The sequence below is a fragment of the Streptomyces sp. Qhu_M48 genome, from assembly GCF_051305195.1.
Taxonomy (GTDB): domain Bacteria; phylum Actinomycetota; class Actinomycetes; order Streptomycetales; family Streptomycetaceae; genus Streptomyces.
Window position 1 is genome coordinate 7,461,661 of record NZ_CP195432.1, and the last position, 15,844, is coordinate 7,477,504.

General features: G+C 71.6%; 16 protein-coding genes and 1 riboswitch. Of the genes, 7 read left to right on the plus strand and 9 right to left on the minus strand.

Going from position 1 to position 15,844, the window contains the following annotated elements; genetic code table 11:
- Positions 1 to 93: 93 nt before the first annotated feature.
- From groL to thrC, 4 genes are all read right to left on the minus strand, one after another.
- The gene (gene groL / locus ACRRSS_RS33505) at positions 94 to 1,722 is read right to left on the minus strand and encodes a chaperonin GroEL (protein ID WP_266967782.1); all 1,629 of its coding nucleotides are present in this window, start codon (positions 1,720 to 1,722) and stop codon (positions 94 to 96) included.
- Positions 1,723 to 2,083: 361 nt separating this feature from the next.
- Positions 2,084 to 2,287, minus strand: a complete 204-nt coding sequence (locus tag ACRRSS_RS33510; RefSeq protein ID WP_015035246.1) for a cold-shock protein — start codon at positions 2,285 to 2,287, stop codon at positions 2,084 to 2,086.
- 426 nt (positions 2,288 to 2,713) lie between these two features.
- A complete protein-coding gene (locus ACRRSS_RS33515) occupies positions 2,714 to 2,989 on the minus strand; it encodes a MoaD/ThiS family protein (RefSeq protein WP_435974755.1) in 276 nt (91 codons plus the stop codon).
- Positions 2,990 to 3,030: 41 nt separating this feature from the next.
- Positions 3,031 to 4,341 carry a threonine synthase gene (gene thrC, locus ACRRSS_RS33520; RefSeq protein ID WP_435974756.1) on the minus strand — a complete coding sequence of 437 codons (1,311 nt, stop codon included), beginning with the start codon at positions 4,339 to 4,341 and terminating at the stop codon, positions 3,031 to 3,033.
- A riboswitch (SAM riboswitch) is annotated at positions 4,335 to 4,481 on the minus strand. It overlaps the preceding gene by 7 nt.
- Positions 4,482 to 4,629: 148 nt before the next feature.
- On the opposite strand from thrC, the gene ACRRSS_RS33525 reads away from it, so the two are divergent.
- From ACRRSS_RS33525 to ACRRSS_RS33535, 3 genes are all read left to right on the plus strand, one after another.
- Positions 4,630 to 5,571, plus strand: a complete 942-nt coding sequence (locus ACRRSS_RS33525; protein WP_435974757.1) for a glucosyl-3-phosphoglycerate synthase — start codon at positions 4,630 to 4,632, stop codon at positions 5,569 to 5,571.
- A gap of 38 nt (positions 5,572 to 5,609) precedes the next feature.
- Positions 5,610 to 5,885: a hypothetical protein gene (locus tag ACRRSS_RS33530; protein WP_435974758.1), complete on the plus strand. Its 276-nt coding sequence runs from the start codon at positions 5,610 to 5,612 to the stop codon at positions 5,883 to 5,885.
- A 90-nt stretch (positions 5,886 to 5,975) separates the two neighbouring features.
- Positions 5,976 to 7,334, plus strand: a complete 1,359-nt coding sequence (locus tag ACRRSS_RS33535) for an alpha,alpha-trehalose-phosphate synthase (UDP-forming) (RefSeq protein ID WP_435974759.1) — start codon at positions 5,976 to 5,978, stop codon at positions 7,332 to 7,334.
- Here the strand turns inward: ACRRSS_RS33535 and ACRRSS_RS33540 are convergent.
- A complete protein-coding gene (locus tag ACRRSS_RS33540) occupies positions 7,331 to 7,684 on the minus strand; it encodes a winged helix-turn-helix transcriptional regulator (RefSeq protein ID WP_435974760.1) in 354 nt (117 codons plus the stop codon). The two genes, ACRRSS_RS33535 and ACRRSS_RS33540, sit on opposite strands and share 4 nt — an antisense overlap.
- Before the next feature lie 97 nt (positions 7,685 to 7,781).
- Between ACRRSS_RS33540 and ACRRSS_RS33545 the strand changes: the two genes are divergently transcribed.
- Entirely contained in the window at positions 7,782 to 8,669 is an 888-nt protein-coding gene (locus ACRRSS_RS33545) for an NAD(P)-dependent oxidoreductase (RefSeq protein WP_435974761.1), read from the plus strand.
- 152 nt (positions 8,670 to 8,821) lie between these two features.
- Here ACRRSS_RS33545 and otsB read toward each other — a convergent pair whose 3' ends face one another.
- The 3 genes from otsB to ACRRSS_RS33560 all read right to left on the minus strand — a co-directional run bounded on the left by otsB (position 8,822) and on the right by ACRRSS_RS33560 (position 11,319).
- A complete protein-coding gene (otsB, locus tag ACRRSS_RS33550) occupies positions 8,822 to 9,664 on the minus strand; it encodes a trehalose-phosphatase (protein ID WP_435974762.1) in 843 nt (280 codons plus the stop codon).
- Positions 9,665 to 9,732: 68 nt separating this feature from the next.
- A complete protein-coding gene (locus ACRRSS_RS33555) occupies positions 9,733 to 9,999 on the minus strand; it encodes a DUF3263 domain-containing protein (protein WP_435974763.1) in 267 nt (88 codons plus the stop codon).
- Between the two features lie 12 nt (positions 10,000 to 10,011).
- Positions 10,012 to 11,319: an ABC transporter substrate-binding protein gene (locus ACRRSS_RS33560; protein ID WP_435974764.1), complete on the minus strand. Its 1,308-nt coding sequence runs from the start codon at positions 11,317 to 11,319 to the stop codon at positions 10,012 to 10,014.
- 194 nt (positions 11,320 to 11,513) lie between these two features.
- On the opposite strand from ACRRSS_RS33560, the gene ACRRSS_RS33565 reads away from it, so the two are divergent.
- From ACRRSS_RS33565 to ACRRSS_RS33575, 3 genes are all read left to right on the plus strand, one after another.
- Positions 11,514 to 12,464 carry an ROK family protein gene (locus ACRRSS_RS33565; protein WP_351902578.1) on the plus strand — a complete coding sequence of 317 codons (951 nt, stop codon included), beginning with the start codon at positions 11,514 to 11,516 and terminating at the stop codon, positions 12,462 to 12,464.
- A complete protein-coding gene (gene nagA, locus ACRRSS_RS33570) occupies positions 12,464 to 13,618 on the plus strand; it encodes an N-acetylglucosamine-6-phosphate deacetylase (RefSeq protein WP_435974765.1) in 1,155 nt (384 codons plus the stop codon). The genes ACRRSS_RS33565 and nagA overlap by 1 nt, the downstream gene beginning before the upstream one ends.
- A 124-nt stretch (positions 13,619 to 13,742) precedes the next feature.
- On the plus strand, positions 13,743 to 14,669 hold the full coding sequence (locus tag ACRRSS_RS33575) for a 1-phosphofructokinase family hexose kinase (RefSeq protein WP_435974766.1): 927 nt from the start codon (positions 13,743 to 13,745) through the stop codon (positions 14,667 to 14,669).
- 112 nt (positions 14,670 to 14,781) lie between these two features.
- Here ACRRSS_RS33575 and ACRRSS_RS33580 read toward each other — a convergent pair whose 3' ends face one another.
- Positions 14,782 to 15,750: a carbohydrate-binding protein gene (locus ACRRSS_RS33580; protein ID WP_435974767.1), complete on the minus strand. Its 969-nt coding sequence runs from the start codon at positions 15,748 to 15,750 to the stop codon at positions 14,782 to 14,784.
- Positions 15,751 to 15,844: the final 94 nt, after the last annotated feature.

A 15,844-nucleotide genomic window follows, 5' to 3' on the forward strand; every position in this document is an offset into this window, starting at 1 on the left:
CCGGGAAACGCCCGAGGGCGGCACCCCCCTGACAGGGGGTGCCGCCCTCGTTCCGTTCTTCGCCTTCAGCGATGAACCGCCGATCCCGGGGGATCAGAAGTCCATGTCACCGCCCGGCATGCCGCCGCCGGCCGGCGCGGACGCCTTCTCCGGCTTGTCGGCGATGACGGCCTCGGTGGTGAGGAACAGCGCGGCGATCGACGCGGCGTTCTGCAGCGCGGAGCGCGTGACCTTCGCCGGGTCGATGATGCCCTCGGCGATGAGGTCGACGTACTCGTTGGTCGCGGCGTTGAGGCCGTGGCCGACGGGCAGGTTGCGGACCTTCTCCGCCACGACGCCGCCCTCGAGGCCGGCGTTGACCGCGATCTGCTTCAGCGGGGCCTCAAGGGCCAGCTTCACGATGTTCGCGCCCGTGGCCTCGTCGCCCGAGAGGTCGGCCTCGAGCTTCTCGAAGACCGAGGAAGCCTGGAGCAGGGCCACGCCGCCGCCGGCGACGATGCCCTCCTCGACGGCCGCCTTCGCGTTGCGAACGGCGTCCTCGATGCGGTGCTTGCGCTCCTTGAGCTCGACCTCGGTCGCGGCACCGGCCTTGATGACCGCGACACCGCCGGCGAGCTTCGCCAGGCGCTCCTGCAGCTTCTCGCGGTCGTAGTCGCTGTCCGAGTTCTCGATCTCGGCGCGGATCTGGTTCACGCGACCGGCGACCTGCTCGCTGTCACCGGCACCGTCGACGATGGTGGTCTCGTCCTTGGTGATGACGACCTTGCGGGCGCGGCCCAGCAGGTCGAGGCCCGCGTTCTCCAGCTTCAGGCCGACCTCCTCGGAGATGACCGTGCCGCCGGTGAGGATGGCGATGTCGTTCAGCATCGCCTTGCGGCGGTCGCCGAAGCCCGGGGCCTTGACCGCGACGGACTTGAAGGTGCCGCGGATCTTGTTGACGACCAGGGTCGACAGGGCCTCGCCCTCGACGTCCTCGGCGATGATCAGCAGGGGCTTGCCCGACTGCATGACCTTCTCCAGGAGCGGGAGCAGGTCCTTCACGGAGGAGATCTTGGAGTTGACGATCAGGAGGTACGGGTCGTCGAGCGACGCCTCCATACGCTCCATGTCGGTGGCGAAGTACGCCGAGATGTAGCCCTTGTCGAAGCGCATGCCCTCGGTGAGCTCAAGCTCCAGACCGAAGGTCTGGGACTCCTCGACGGTGATGACGCCTTCCTTGCCGACCTTGTCCATCGCCTCGGCGATGAGCTCGCCGATCTGGGTGTCGGCGGCGGAGATGGAGGCCGTGGAAGCGATCTGCTCCTTGGTCTCGACATCCTTCGCCTGCTCGAGCAGGGCGCCCGAGACGGCCTCGACGGCCTTCTCGATACCACGCTTGAGGGCCATCGGGTTGGCACCGGCGGCCACGTTGCGCAGGCCCTCGCGGACGAGCGCCTGGGCGAGAACGGTGGCGGTGGTCGTACCGTCGCCGGCGACGTCGTCCGTCTTCTTGGCGACTTCCTTGACCAGCTCGGCGCCGATCTTCTCGTACGGGTCCTCGAGCTCGATCTCCTTGGCGATGGAAACACCATCGTTGGTGATCGTGGGGGCACCCCACTTCTTCTCGAGGACGACGTTGCGACCCTTGGGGCCGAGGGTGACCTTGACGGCGTCAGCGAGCTGGTTCATGCCGCGCTCGAGACCGCGCCGGGCCTCCTCGTCGAACGCGATGATCTTGGCCATGTGAAGTGGTCCTCCCGGACATGGGGTGGATAACGCTCCAGGACCGCGCCGACGCCCGCGACGGACGGCCTCCGCGTGTTCCGTGTGGTTCCTTGCCCCACCCGGCCGGCGGCCTCGTCTGCCCGATCCTCGTAGCACTCTCACCTTCCGAGTGCTAACGCCAATGATTAGCACTCGCCCTAGGAGAGTGCAAGCGACTCTCACGTTTCGGGAGGTGGCGGCGGGGGCGCCCGGGAGCGGCTCGGGGGCTGTCGTGGCCGGTCAGAGCCGGTTCGGGCGCGGGGAACGCGTGAGGGGTCCACATCCCCTCAGGGATGTGGACCCCTCGACGGCGTTGCGTCGGTGGCCGATCGTGCCGCGCTCAGACGGCGAGCTTGACCATGTCCGCCTGCGGACCCTTCTGGCCCTGCGAGATCTCGAACTCGACTCGCTGTCCCTCTTCGAGGCTGCGGTAACCATCCATCTGGATCGCGCTGTAGTGGACGAAAACATCCGCACCACCGTCGACCGCGATGAAGCCGTAGCCCTTCTCCGCGTTGAACCACTTGACGGTGCCCTGAGCCATGCCTAACTCCCCTATTACTGGCCCTTGCGCGGGACCCGCACTTCGCGGACCCGGGTCAGACCCTCGCCGGAACGCGTCGACCGCGGCTGAATGTATCTGCCCAACTGCCCTCTGCAACAGGTCATTCGCGCGAGAATTCTGGGCGCCACGGAAAGGCGAATTGGGGAGAATCCCCTGAATTCCTGGGCAAGTCGGGCCCGGCAAAGCGTGCAGAAGGTACACAACGCGCACACACTTTGGCTGCTTCTAGTCGCGCAGGGACGCATTCTCATATGCGTCCGGCATGAGCAGCGGAGGGGACTTCCCAACTCTACCGCGCTCAACCATACAGAATTGCCCCTTCCGCTTATTGGCGCGGAAGGGGCAATTCAAGAAAGACGGGACAGCGGACGCGGCGCGGCACCGGGCCGGTACCGCGCCCGGGGATCAGCCTCCGGCGACGGCCGGGATGATCGAGACGCCGGCGCCGGCCGGGGTGGCCGTCTCCAGACCCTGCTCGAAGCGCACGTCGTCGTCGTTCACGTAGACGTTGACGAAACGGCGCAGCTTGCCCTGGTCGTCCAGGACGCGGGCGGCGATGCCCGTGTGGTTCTTCTCCAGGTCCGCGATGACCTCGGCGAGGGTCGCGCCCTCGGCCTCGACCTCGGACCGTCCCCCCGTGTAGGTGCGGAGGATGGTGGGGATGCGGACGTTCACGGCCATGTCTTCGAAACCTTTCAGTGGGCCAGGAAGTGCGGGCGGGCTCAGACGGCCAGGCCGGCGTCGCGGAACGCGTCCAGGCTCGGGCGGATGGTGACGGTCGCCTGAGAGGTGTCGGCCACCGCGTCCAGGGTCTTGAGCCCGTCGCCGGTGTTGAGCACGACGGTGGTGAGGTTCGGGTCGATCAGCCCGGCCTCGACCAGCTTCCTCGTGACGCCGACGGTCACGCCGCCCGCGGTCTCGGCGAAGATGCCCTCGGTCTGCGCGAGGAGCTTGATCGCGTCCACGACCTGCTCGTCGTTCACGTCCTCCACGGCGCCGCCGGTGCGGCGGGCGATGTCGAGGACGTACGGGCCGTCGGCCGGGTTGCCGATCGCGAGCGACTTGGCGATCGTGTTCGGCTTCTGGGGCCGTACGACGTCGTGCCCGGCCTTGAAGGCCACCGACACCGGGGAGCAGCCCTCCGCCTGGGCGCCGAAGATCTTGTACGGCCTGTCCTCGACGAGGCCCAGCTTGATGAGCTCCTGGAGCCCCTTGTCGATCTTGGTGAGCTGGGAGCCGGAGGCGATCGGGATGACGAGCTGGTCGGGGATGACCCAGCCGAGCTGCTCGCAGATCTCGTACGCCAGCGTCTTGGAGCCCTCGCCGTAGTACGGGCGGAGGTTGACGTTGACGAAGCCCCAGCCCTCGCCGAGCGGGTCGCCGATGAGCTCGGAGCAGAAGCGGTTGACGTCGTCGTAGTTGCCCTCGATGGCGACGAGGTCACCGCCGTAGACGCCGGCCATGACGACCTTGCCCTGCTCCAGGTCGTGCGGGATGAACACGCAGGAGCGGAAGCCGGCGCGGGCGGCGGCGGCGCCGACGGCGCCGGCCAGGTTGCCGGTGGAGGAGCAGGAGAGCGTGGTGAAGCCGAAGGCGCGGGCGGCCTCGATGGCCTGGGCGACGACCCGGTCCTTGAAGGAGTGGGTCGGGTTGCCGGAGTCGTCCTTGACGAAGAGCTTGCCGGGGGCGACGCCGATCTCGCGGGCGAGGTTGTCGGCCTGGACGAGCTTGGTCCAGCCCGGGTTCAGGTTCGGCTTGTCGGCGACGTCGGCCGGGACGGGCAGCAGGGGGGCGTAGCGCCAGATGTTGGCGGGGCCGGCCTCGATCTGCTTGCGCAGCGCCTCGGGGTCACCGGTGGGGAGGTCGTACGCGACTTCGAGAGGTCCGAAACAGAGTTCGCAGGCGAAGATCGGGCCGAGGGCGAACACTTCACCGCATTCGCGACAGGAAAGCCCCGAAGCGGGACCGAGGTCGACGGTGGTGGCAGAGGCGGCAGTCTGTACAGCCATGGAGGCGAGGCCCTTTCTCCTCATCTTTCCCATGACGAATTTTTCGCCATGAGACGGATTTGGCACCTTCCCTAGCCGGGGGCCTCGATGGAGTACGAGACAAACCGACTGGAGGGTTGCCGGGGCTTCAACGGGCCGTTTCCCTCTGCCCCTCTGGATGAGCGGTATTCGATTGTGAAGCGCGGTGGACTTCGTTCCTGCGCTCCGACGCGGGCGGCACCCCGACGTGCATCGGGCATCCGCGTTGTTCAAGACTGTAACCGAAGGCCCGGACGCTTGGACCGGCCGTCCGAACCGCGAGATGGAGATCACGTGCTGGAAGAGGTGGAGCGCTGGCTGGACCGGCGGTCCTGGTCCGTGGCGGACCGGCCGCTGGAGCGGATCCTCGCCGCCAAGCGGAACACGAGGGTCAGCGTCGTCCTGCCCGCGCTGAACGAGGAGGCGACGGTCGGGGACATCGTGACCGTGATCCGGCGCGAGCTGATGTCGGAGGCGGTGCCGCTCGTCGACGAACTGGTGGTGATCGACTCGGGCTCCACCGACCGTACGGCGGAGGTGGCGGCGGCGGCCGGGGCGCGGGTGGTCGCGCGGGACGCGATACTCCCCCGGATACCGGCCGTGCCGGGCAAGGGCGAGGTCCTGTGGCGGTCGCTGATGGTGACGAGCGGGGACGTCGTCTGCTTCGTGGACGCGGATCTGCGGGACTTCTCCGCGGACTTCGTGACGGGGGTCGTGGGCCCGCTGCTCACCGACCCGGAGGTCGACCTCGTGAAGGCGATGTACGACCGCCCCTTCGGCGACACCCCTGGTCAGGGTGGTCGGGTGACCGAGCTGGTGGCACGGCCGCTGCTGAATCTGCACTGGCCGCAGCTGGCCGGTTTCGTGCAGCCGCTCGGCGGCGAGTACGCGGCGCGGCGCTCGCTGCTCGAACGGCTGCCGTTCCCGGTCGGTTACGGAGTGGAGCTGGGGCTGCTCGTGGACGCCCTGCACACGGTGGGCCTCGACGGGCTCGCGCAGGTGGACGTGGGGGTGCGCAAGCACCGGCACCAGGACGGCCAGGCGCTCGGCCGGATGGCGGCGGCGATCTACCGGACGGCGCAGCTGCGGCTCTCGCGCGGCCATCTGGTGCGGCCTCGGCTGACCCAGTTCGAGCGGGGCGAGAAGGGCTTCGAGCCGCGGACGTACGCGGTGGACACGGAGGAGCGGCCGCCGATGGCCGAAATCGTGGAGTACGCGCGCCGCCGCGTGGCGTAACGCCAGAAAATAGACCGATCTACGTACATTCACATGTCATGCGCTTCGGACTCCATCACTTGGGCAGGGTGCTCGCGGTCGTCGCACTGACGGTGGGCGCGCTCGCGGTCACCACGGCGGGCCGGGCGGCGGACGCGCCCCCGGCACCCGCCGGAGTCTCCAGTCACCACGCCGGCTCCCCGGGAGGCGGAGGCTCGCTCGCGGGGGCGGGCGGACACGGCGAGCGGCTGTGGCTGCTCGGCGCACTCGGCCTCGCGCTCGCGGCGACGGGCCTGGTGGCGAGGGCGGCGATGCGCGGCCGGCGCGAGAACTGACCTCCGCGTCCCGGCTCACCCTCCGTGGCCGGATCCACCCGTCTCGTATACGTACGTTTGAGCGTTTACGGGACGGGCTAGGTTCGCCCCATGGCTTCTGTTCTTGTGGCATCCAATCGAGGCCCCGTCTCGTACGTGCTCGGCGAGGACGGTGCGCTCGACGCCCGCAGGGGCGGCGGCGGCCTGGTCTCCGGGCTGAGCGCCGTCTCCTCGCAGGACAGCCTGTGGGTGTGCGCGGCCCTCGGCGAGGGCGACCGGGAGGCCGTCCGGCGCGGGATCGCGGAGCCGGGCGTCCGCATGCTGCCCATCGACCCGCAGGTGTACGCCGACGCGTACAACGGCATCGCGAACTCGGCGCTGTGGTTCCTCCACCACCACCTGTACGACATCCCGCGCGAGCCCGTCTTCGACGCGGAGTTCCGCCGCCTCTGGACCTCGTACCGGGCGTACAACCACGAGTTCGCCGCCACCCTGGCCGCCGAGGCGGACCAGGGCGCGGCGGTCCTGGTGCAGGACTACCACCTGGCCCTCGTCCCCGGTCAGCTGCGCGAACTCCGCCCGGACCTGCGGATCGCCCACTTCACGCACACTCCGTGGGCGTCCCCCGAGTACCTGCGGATGCTGCCCGACGACATCCGCGAGGAGCTGCTGTGGGGCATGCTCGGCGCGGACGAGCTGGGGTTCCACACCCGGGCCTGGGCCGACGCCTTCCTGGGCTGCGCGGGCGACGGGCGCGACGGCACCCGCGTCACCGTCCACCCCCTGGGCGTCGACGGCGAGGACCTGCGGGCCCTCGCGCACCGGCCCGAGGTGGACCGGAGGCTCGCCCTGCTCCGGGAGGAGGTCGGGGACCGCAGGACCATCGTCCGGGTCGACCGCACCGAACTGTCGAAGAACATCCTGCGCGGCCTCCTCGCCTTCCGCGAGCTGCTCACCGTCCACCCCGAGTGGCGCGACCGGGTCGTCCACCTGGCCTCCGCCTACCCCTCGCGGCAGGACCTGGAGGTCTACCGCGCCTACACGGCCTCGGTGGCCGCGCTCGCGGAGGAGATCAACGCCGAGTTCGGAACGGCCGCCTGGACACCGGTCCAGGTCTCCGTGAAGGACGACTTCACCCGCTCCCTGGCCGCGTACCGCCTCGCGGACGTCGCCCTGGTCAACCCGGTGCGCGACGGCATGAACCTGGTCGCCAAGGAGATACCGGTGGTCTCGGAGGCGGGCTGCGCGCTCGTCCTCTCGACGGGCGCGGGCGCCTACGAGGAGCTGAAGGACGACGCGCTCACGGTCAACCCCTTCGACGTGTCGGAGACCGCCGAGGCGCTCCACACCGCCCTCTCCATGCCCCCGTCGGAACGCGCCGACCGCTCCAAGCGTCTGGCCGCCGCCGCGACGGCCCTGCCCCCGCAGCGCTGGTTCCTCGACCAGCTGGAGTCGCTGCGGAACGGCTAGGCGGCCGGCGGCGCGGACGCCGCCCGTTCGCGCCCCCACGCCGCCAGGGGATCGAGCGCGTCGTTGAGACGGACGCCGTCCTCGGTCAGGGAGTACTCGACGCGGGGCGGCGTCTCGTCGTACGAGACACGGCGCACGATGCCGTCCGCCTCCAGCTCCCGCAGGTGCGAGGCGAGCACCTTCTCGGTGACCCCCGGGACGAGCCTCCGCAGCTCCCCGAAGCGGCGGTGCGGCTGCTCGTGGAGCGCCCACAGGATGAGCACCTTCCACTTGCCGCCGATGACCTCGAGCGCGGTGTCGATCCCGCAGACGTGCCCGTCCGGCTCGCCGGGCCGGTTCAGCGTCGCCATGCCCCCACCCTTCCGACCTGCTGGCTTCCCCCGGGGTAACCACCCACTCCGAAGTGCGTACTTGATCACCTCCGGGCCTCGAACCAGCCTAGTGGGCATGACAGAGACCCACGGGGACAAGAGCCCCGTCACCCTTCTCGGCCTCGGCGCCATGGGCACCGCGCTCGCCCGCACCTGGCTCGCCGCCGGCCATCCGCTCACCGTCTGGAACCGCACCCCGGGCCGCGCGGCACCGCTCGCCGCCGACGGCGCGAAGGTCGCCGGCAGCGCCGCCGAGGCCGTCGCGGCGAGCCCGCTCGTCGTGGTCTGCCTGCTCGACGACGCCTCCGTCGAGGAGACGCTGGGCGGCGTCGACCTGACCGGCAGGGACCTGGTGAACGTGGTCACCGGCACCCCCGCCCAGGCCCGTGCCCGCGCCGCGTGGGCCGAGCGGCGCGGCGCCCGCTACCTGGACGGCGGCATCATGGCCGTCCCGCCGATGATCGGGGTCCCGGAGGCCGGCGGCTACGTCTTCTACAGCGGCTCGCGGGAGCTGTTCGAGGAGCACCGGGAGACCCTGGCCGTCCCGGCGGGCACCACGTACGTCGGCGAGGACGCGGGCTTCGCGGCCCTGCACGACGTGGCCCTGCTCAGCGCCATGTACGGGCTGTTCGCCGGGGTGACCCACGCCTTCGCCCTGATCCGCCGCGAGGACGTCGACCCGGCAGCGTTCGCCCCGCTGCTCACCGGCTGGCTCACGGCGATGGCCCCGGCGGCCCACACCACCGCCCGGCAGCTCACCAGCGGCGACTACACGACGGACGTGGTCTCGAACCTGGCGATGCAGGTGGCCGGCACCCCCACCTTCCTGGCCACCGCGGAGGAACAGGGCGTCAGCCCGGAGCTGATCCGGCCGTACTTCGAGCTGATGCGCCGACGGCTCGCCGTCGGCAGCGGCGAGGAGGACCTGACGGGCCTGGTGGACCTGCTGGTGAGGAAGCCCTGACGGTACGGAAGCCCCGCGCGCGGCTCACGGTACGGAAGCCCCGCGCGCGCACCAGGAGCCCCGACCGTACGAGAGCCCTGGCCGCCGCGTGCGGAAGCCCCGCCCGCGGCCTCGGGCCCTCGGCCGGCCCGGCCGACGGGGCGGGGGCCGCCTCAGGCCTCGCCCACCGCCGTCGCCAGCGCCGCCAGGAGGTCCACCACCGCCGCCGGGCCCGCCACCGCGAGGTCCGCTCGCTCGGCGAGTTCCGGGACCTCGGCGGAGCCGCTGCAGACCAGCAGGCCCGGGGTGCCGTCGGAGCGGAGCTTCTCCACGGCGGCGAAGGCGGGCAGGTCGCCCAGGTCGTCCCCGGCGTAGAGCACGGACCCGGCGCCCACCTCACGTACGTACTCCGTGAGGGCCACGCCCTTGTCCATGCCCGGGGGCCGCAGCTCCAGGACCATGCGGCCGGGTTCCAGGACGAGCCCGTGGTGGGTGGCGAGCTCGCCGAGGGGCCCCTTGAGGGCCTCGAAGGCGCCCTCGGGGTCGACGGCACGGCGGGTGTGGACGGCGACCGCGCGGCCCTTCTCCTCGATCCAGACGCCCTGCCAGGCGCCGGCCCGGTCGAGGAAGCCGGGGAGTTCGGCGCGGACGGAGGCGACGCCCGGGTGGGGGGCGGCGGCCCGGACAGTGCCGGTGACGGCGTCCCAGCGCTCGGCGCCGTAGTGGCCGAGGACGACGAGGTGTTCCAGGCCGGGGACCCCGGCGAAGCCGCCGTAGCGGACGGCGACCCCGGCGGGGCGGCCGGTCACGACGGCGATGGAGGCGACCTGGGGGGCGAGGGCGGCGAGCGCCTCGACGGCACCGGGGTGGGCGCGGGCGCGTTCGGGGTCGGGGACGATCTCGGCGAGGGTGCCGTCGAAGTCGAGGGCGACGACGGCCTTCTCGGGCCGCGCGAGGAGCGCGGCCAGGCCGTCGCGGCCGGCGGGTGTGGTCGGGTGCGGGAGGCTGTTGACCATGTCCCCGACCCTACCGATGTGAGGCGCCCGCGTCAGCGGGGCCGAAGGGGACGGCGCCGGGCGCCGCCCTATCTCCGCCGCTGCCGGTCGTCTCGCACCCGCCGCAACCGGTTGACCGTCACCGGGTCGTGGGCGAGGGCGCGCGGGTCGTCGAGGAGGGCGTTGAGCAGCTGGTAGTAGCGGGTCGGCGAGAGCCCGAGGCGCTCGCGTACCGCCCGCTCCTTGGCACCGGGCCCGGGCCACGAGCGGCGCTCGACGGCGAGAAGGGCCCGCTCACGCGTGCCGAGCCCGCCGTCGCCCTCGTCGCTGTCCGCCGCTTCCCGGTCCTCGGTCATACGACCAACCTATTACTCGGCGTTCTCGGCCGCCGTCGCCGCCCGACCGATCGTGCCGAGGACCTCGGACGGGCGACCGTCGGGGGTGACGGCCTTGCCGATGTTCTGCTTGACGTTCTCGCTGACCTGGGCCCAGGACGTCTTGCCGACCGGCGGGAGCTGGCTGTCCGGGAGGGTCTTGAGGAAGACGCGCAGGTTGGCGTGTTCGGGCTCGGTCTCCATGCGGGTGGAGGCGCTGACGGTGACCGGGAGGAGGTCGTTGTCGCCGGCGAACTTCAGGACGTTCTGGTCGTTGAAGGCGAAGTTGAGGAAGGCGCCGATCTCCTTGCGGTGACCGTTCTGCTTGAAGCCCATGATCCAGTCGGCGACGCCCATGGCGGCCTTCGGCGGGCCGTCGACGCCGGGGAGCGGGACCTGCCCGACCTTGACGCCCTTCTTGGCGGCTTCCTTCAGGAGCGAGGGGTGGCCGTTGAGCATGCCGACCTCGCCGTCCGCGAAGGCGGCGAAGGCGGCCTTGCGGTTGAGCTTGCCGGGGGCGACCGGCCCGGTGAGGCCCTTGCCGACGAGGTTCTTCTTGAGCCAGTCGAAGGTCTTGATGTTGGAGTCGGAGTCGACGGCGTAGTGGTCGGTGCCGTCTGTCCAGCCGCCACCGCCGCTGAGCATCCACATCAGGGCCTCGGCCTGGGCCTCCTCGGGGCCGAGCGGCAGGGCGAACGGGGTGCGGACACCGTTGTCCTTCAGCTTCTCGGCGGCGGCGGCGAGCTCGTCCCAGGTGGTGGGGGGCTTGACGCCGGCCTCGTCGAAGAGGGCCCGGTTGTAGAAGAGCGGCCGGGTGGAGGCGACGAAGGGCAGCCCGTACTGGGTGCGCTTGTGCTCGCCCGCCGCGACGAGCGGGGCGAGGAAGTTGGCCTGGACGGGTATGGAGAGGAGCTCGTCGGCGGCGTAGAGCTCGCCGGCGGCCGCGTAGTCGGCGTAGGCGCCGATCTGGGCGATGTCGGGGGCCTTGTCGGCCTTGACCATCTCGGCGACCTTGCGGTCGACGTCGTCCCAGGACTCGATCTGCACCTCGACCTTGACGCCGGGGTGCTCCGCCTCGAATGCGGAGACGAGGTCGGTCCAGTACTTCTTGGTGGTGTCGCCACCCGTGAGGTCGTAGTCGGCGGCGACCAGTCTGAGGGTCACGTCGCCGGAGTCGCCCCCGAGGGAGCCACAGCCGGCGACCGTGACGGTCAGCCCGAGTGCGGCGACGGCCGCGGTCAGTCCAAGGAATCGTCGCCGCTCCACGGCTTCATCCACCTTTTGCTCGTCGTTGAGCTGCATCGAGCCGTTCGTTTGCTCTGCGCAGGGCCGTAATTCTCCCCCGTGGGGGGTATGAGGTCTACACCACTCGGGTATCACTTCCGCAACGTCAAGGGGACGATGGCCCCATGACGGGTCCCGAATTTGTATCCGAGCGCAACAATCCTCGACAGTGGACTAGACCTTTTGGGTCCCGGGGCGCCAAACTGTCACCCGTGAGACACGTCATCGCCCTGGATGTGGGCGGCACCGGTATGAAGGCCGCCCTCGTCGGGGCGGACGGCACCCTGCTCCACGAGGCCCGCCGCGCCACCGGCCGCGACCGCGGCCCCGAGGCCGTCGTGGAGACGATCCTCGGCTTCGCCGCGGACCTCCGCACCCTCGGCCAGGAGCGGTACGGCGAGCCCGCCGCCGCGGCCGGAGTCGCCGTCCCCGGAATCGTCGACGCCGAGAACGGCATCGCCGTCTACGCCGCCAACCTCGGCTGGCGCGACGTTCCCATGCGCGAACTCCTCAGCGAGAGACTCGACGGCGTCCCCGTCGCCCTCGGCCACGACGTACGCACCGGCGGCCTCGCCGAGGGCCGCATCGGCGCGGGCAACGGCGCCGACCGCTTCCTCTTCGTCCCCCTCGGCACCGGCATCGCCGGCGCCATCGGCATCGGCGACCGCATCGAGGCGGGCGCCCACGGCTACGCCGGCGAGATCGGCCACATCGTCGTCCGCCCCGGCGGCACCGCCTGCGGCTGCGGCCAGCACGGCTGCCTGGAGCGGTACGCCTCCGCCTCCGCCGTCTCCCAGGCCTGGGCCGCCGCGAGCGGCGACCCCGAGGCCGACGCGGCCGACTGCGCCAAGGCCGTCGAGTCCGGCGACGCCACGGCCGTCCGGATCTGGCAGGAGGCCGTCGACGCCCTCGCGGACGGCCTGGTCACCGCCCTCACCCTGCTGGACCCCCGCACGCTCATCATCGGTGGCGGACTCGCCGAGGCCGGGGAAACCTTGTTCACACCACTCCGGGCCGCGGTGGAGGAGCGAGTCACGTTCCAGAAGCTGCCCGCCATCGTCCCGGCGGCCCTCGGGGACACCGCCGGATGCCTGGGCGCGGGCCTCCTCGCCTGGGACCTGCTCGCCGAACAGCGCCCCACCGACTCGGAGGTTTCCGCCTGATGGCCGATCACAAGGTTCTCGCCGGCGCACACGTCGTGCTGCCCACCGGAATCGTCGAGAACGGACGTGTGATCGTCGAAGGCGACCGCATCGTGGGGAGCGCGCCGGAAGGCGCCCCCGCCCTCGACCTGACCGGGCACTGGCTCGTCCCCGGCTTCGTCGACATGCACAACCACGGCGGCGGCGGCGCCTCCTTCACCTCCGGCACCGTCGACGAGGTCCTCAAGGGCGTCCACACTCACCGGCTGCACGGCACCACCACTGTCGTCGCCTCCTTCGTCACCGGCGAGATGGACTTCCTCGTCCAGCGGGCCGGGCTGCTCTCCGAACTCGCCGAACAGGGCGAGATCGCGGGCATCCACTTCGAGGGCCCGTTCATCTCCCCGTGCCGCAAGGGCGCCCACGACGAGACCCTCCTGCGCGACCCCGACCCGGCCGACGTCCGCAAGCTGATCGACGCGGCCCGCGGCCGGGCCAAGATGGTCACCCTCGCCACCGAACTGCCCGGCGGCCTCGACTCCGTACGCCTGCTCGCCGAGCACGGCGTGATCGCCGCCATCGGCCACACCGACGCCAGCTACGAGCAGACCGTCGAGGCCATCGACGCGGGCGCCACCGTCGCCACCCACCTCTACAACGCGATGCCCGCCCTCGGCCACCGCGCCCCCGGCCCGATCGCCGCCCTCCTGGAGGACGAGCGGATCACCGTCGAGCTCATCAACGACGGCACCCACCTCCACCCCGCCGCCCTGGAACTCGCCTTCCACCACGCGGGCCCCGAGCGCGTCGCCCTCATCACCGACGCCATGGACGCCGCCGGCTTCGGCGACGGCCGCTACATGCTCGGCCCCCTGGAGGTCGAGGTGAAGGACAGCGTCGCCCGCCTCGTCGAGGGCGGCTCGATCGCCGGCTCCACGCTCACCCTGGACCGCGCGTTCAAGCGCGCCGCCACGATCGACAAGCTCCCCGTCGAGTCGGTCGTCCAGGCCATCTCCGCCAACCCGGCCCGCCTCCTCGGCGTGTACGACCGCGTCGGCTCCCTGGAGCCCGGCAAGGACGCCGACCTCGTCGTCCTCGACGCCGGGTTCAACCTCAGGGGCGTCATGCGCAAGGGCGTCTGGATCGTCGACCCGACGGCGTACGAAGCCGTCTGATCAGGGGTCATACCGACGGGCGGTGGGCCAGGGGTCTGGGCCTACCGCCTTTCGTTTGGCATGATCAGTGCCCGTCGGAGCGTGCGTTCCGCAGGACTTCACACGGAGTACGGAGGGTGGACAGGTGATTCTCACGGTCACCCTCAACACCGCGCTGGACCTCACCTACCGCGTCCCCGCGCTCATCCCGCACGCCTCCCACCGGGTCACCCAGGTCATCGAACGCCCCGGCGGCAAGGGCCTCAACGTCGCCCGCGTCCTCGCCGCCCTCGGCCACGAGACCGTCGCCACCGGATTCGCGGGCGGCGCGACCGGAGCCGTACTCCGGGAGCAGCTCGCCGCGACCCCCGTGCGGGACGAACTCGTCGGCACCGCGGGACCCACCCGCCGCACCGTCGCGATCGTCGACGCCACCACCGGCGACACCACGCAGCTCAACGAGCCGGGCCCGACCGTCACCGCCGCCGAGTGGACCGCCTTCCGCACCCGCTTCACCGCGCTCCTGGACGGTGCCACGGCGGTCGCCCTCTGCGGCAGCCTCCCGCCGGGCATCCACGTGGGGGCGTACGCGGAACTCGTCCGGCTCGCCCGCGCCGCCGCCGTGCCCGTCCTCCTCGACACCAGTGGCGAACCCCTGCGGCGCGGCATCGCCGCCCGCCCGGACCTGGTCAAACCCAACGCCGACGAACTCGCCCAGCTCACCGGCTCCCGCGAGCCGCTGCGCGCGACCCGCGACGCCCGGGGCCGGGGCGCCCGCACGGTGGTCTCCTCACTCGGCCCCGAGGGCCTGCTCGCCGCGACCCCCGAGGGCCTCTGGCGCGCGGCCCCGCCCGCGGCCGTGAAGGGCAACCCCACGGGCGCCGGCGACTCGGCCGTCGCGGGACTCCTGTCGGGCCTGGCCGACGACGCCCCCTGGCCGGACCGCCTGGCCCGGGCGGTCGCCCTCTCGGCGGCGACGGTGCTCTCGCCGGTGGCGGGCGAGTTCGACCCGTCGGCCTACGAGGAACTGCTGCCGCGGGTGAGGACGACCAGGCTGAACGACGAGGCGTGAGCACGGCGGGGACCCCAGGCGGACGAAAGGGCCCGTGAGCACCGGTCGATCCGGTGCTCACGGGCCCTGCGCACTCCGTGGAGCGGCTACGGGTGCCCGGCGGGGGCGGCCGTCACCGGCCGGTCTTCCCCGCTTCCAGGTAGACCTGGTCCAGGATCGCGTCGCAGGAGTTCCCCGCTTCGCAGGAGATCTTCAGCGCGTTGTCGCCCTTCTTGAGGTTCACGTAGGCGTACGTGTACGTCCAGCCCTTCTCCCAGTCGCCCTCGGCGGCCTTCGCGAAGTTGGACATGTTCACCTTGCGGGGAGTGGCGTCGTTGACCGTCAGCGAGGTCTCGGCGTCCTTGCCCGGCACCCCGTAGATGATGCGCAGCGTGTAGTCCCCGTCGTCCGGCACGTTCACGGACCAGCTCGCGGAGCCGCCCACGCCGTTGAAGGCCACGTAGGAGCCGTCCGGCCCCTTCGCACCCTTGACGTCCTTGGCGATGGCGGCCGGGCCGCCCAGCTTCAGCGTCGCCGCGTCCTGCTTCGGGAGTTCCGCCGGGGTCTTGTCCGCGCTCGGCTCGGCGCTGGGCTGCTCGGAGACCGTGGACGGGGCGGTCGGGGTGGTGGCGCCGCCCGCCTGCTTGTCCTTGTCGTCGTTGCCGGAGTTCGTGATCACCGCGGCGGCGATGCCGATCACCACGACCGCGACGACCGCGACCGCGCCGATGAGGATGCCCCGGGTGTTGGGGCCGCGGCCCGAGCCGCCCTGGTGCTGCTGCGGCGGGTGCTGGCGGGGCGGCTGCTGGCCGCCGTAGGTCTCGGGCGCGGCGTACTGCGCCGTCGGCCGGCCGTACGGCGCCTGCTGCTGCTGCGGCACGTAGGCCTGGCTCTGCTGGTGGCCGCCGTACTGGCGCTCGCCGACCGTTCTGACCTGGTTGTACGAGGTCCGGGGCACGCCGGGCTGAGCCTGCGCGGGGCCGGGGTAGCCGTAGCCGCCCCCACCCGGGGGCTGGGCGCCCGCGGCCTGACCGTCCTCGTACAGGTAGCCGAACGGGTCGTCGTTCTCGGGCTTGTTCGCGCCGTCGTTACCGGCAGCCATCCGGGTTCCTCTCCATGCTCGCCAGCCGTCGCCGACCGGCCGAGCCTACCCCGAACGGACCAGCCCCCGAAGCGGTCCCGGGCGTGTCAAGGGC

What these genes read in the sequence shown, in the direction of transcription:
- ACRRSS_RS33540 (WP_435974760.1), bottom strand. Translation starts at nt 7,684, where the DNA reads ATGGCGACGCTGAACCGGCCCGGCGAGCCGGACGGGCACGTCTGCGGG.
- nagA (WP_435974765.1), top strand. Translation starts at nt 12,464, where the DNA reads ATGGCCGATCACAAGGTTCTCGCCGGCGCACACGTCGTGCTGCCCACC.
- ACRRSS_RS33510 (WP_015035246.1), bottom strand. Translation starts at nt 2,287, where the DNA reads ATGGCTCAGGGCACCGTCAAGTGGTTCAACGCGGAGAAGGGCTACGGC.
- ACRRSS_RS33535 (WP_435974759.1), top strand. Translation starts at nt 5,976, where the DNA reads ATGGCTTCTGTTCTTGTGGCATCCAATCGAGGCCCCGTCTCGTACGTG.
- ACRRSS_RS33530 (WP_435974758.1), top strand. Translation starts at nt 5,610, where the DNA reads ATGCGCTTCGGACTCCATCACTTGGGCAGGGTGCTCGCGGTCGTCGCA.
- ACRRSS_RS33545 (WP_435974761.1), top strand. Translation starts at nt 7,782, where the DNA reads ATGACAGAGACCCACGGGGACAAGAGCCCCGTCACCCTTCTCGGCCTC.
- ACRRSS_RS33515 (WP_435974755.1), bottom strand. Translation starts at nt 2,989, where the DNA reads ATGGCCGTGAACGTCCGCATCCCCACCATCCTCCGCACCTACACGGGG.
- ACRRSS_RS33555 (WP_435974763.1), bottom strand. Translation starts at nt 9,999, where the DNA reads ATGACCGAGGACCGGGAAGCGGCGGACAGCGACGAGGGCGACGGCGGG.
- groL (WP_266967782.1), bottom strand. Translation starts at nt 1,722, where the DNA reads ATGGCCAAGATCATCGCGTTCGACGAGGAGGCCCGGCGCGGTCTCGAG.
- otsB (WP_435974762.1), bottom strand. Translation starts at nt 9,664, where the DNA reads ATGGTCAACAGCCTCCCGCACCCGACCACACCCGCCGGCCGCGACGGC.
- thrC (WP_435974756.1), bottom strand. Translation starts at nt 4,341, where the DNA reads ATGAGGAGAAAGGGCCTCGCCTCCATGGCTGTACAGACTGCCGCCTCT.
- ACRRSS_RS33580 (WP_435974767.1), bottom strand. Translation starts at nt 15,750, where the DNA reads ATGGCTGCCGGTAACGACGGCGCGAACAAGCCCGAGAACGACGACCCG.
- ACRRSS_RS33560 (WP_435974764.1), bottom strand. Translation starts at nt 11,319, where the DNA reads ATGCAGCTCAACGACGAGCAAAAGGTGGATGAAGCCGTGGAGCGGCGA.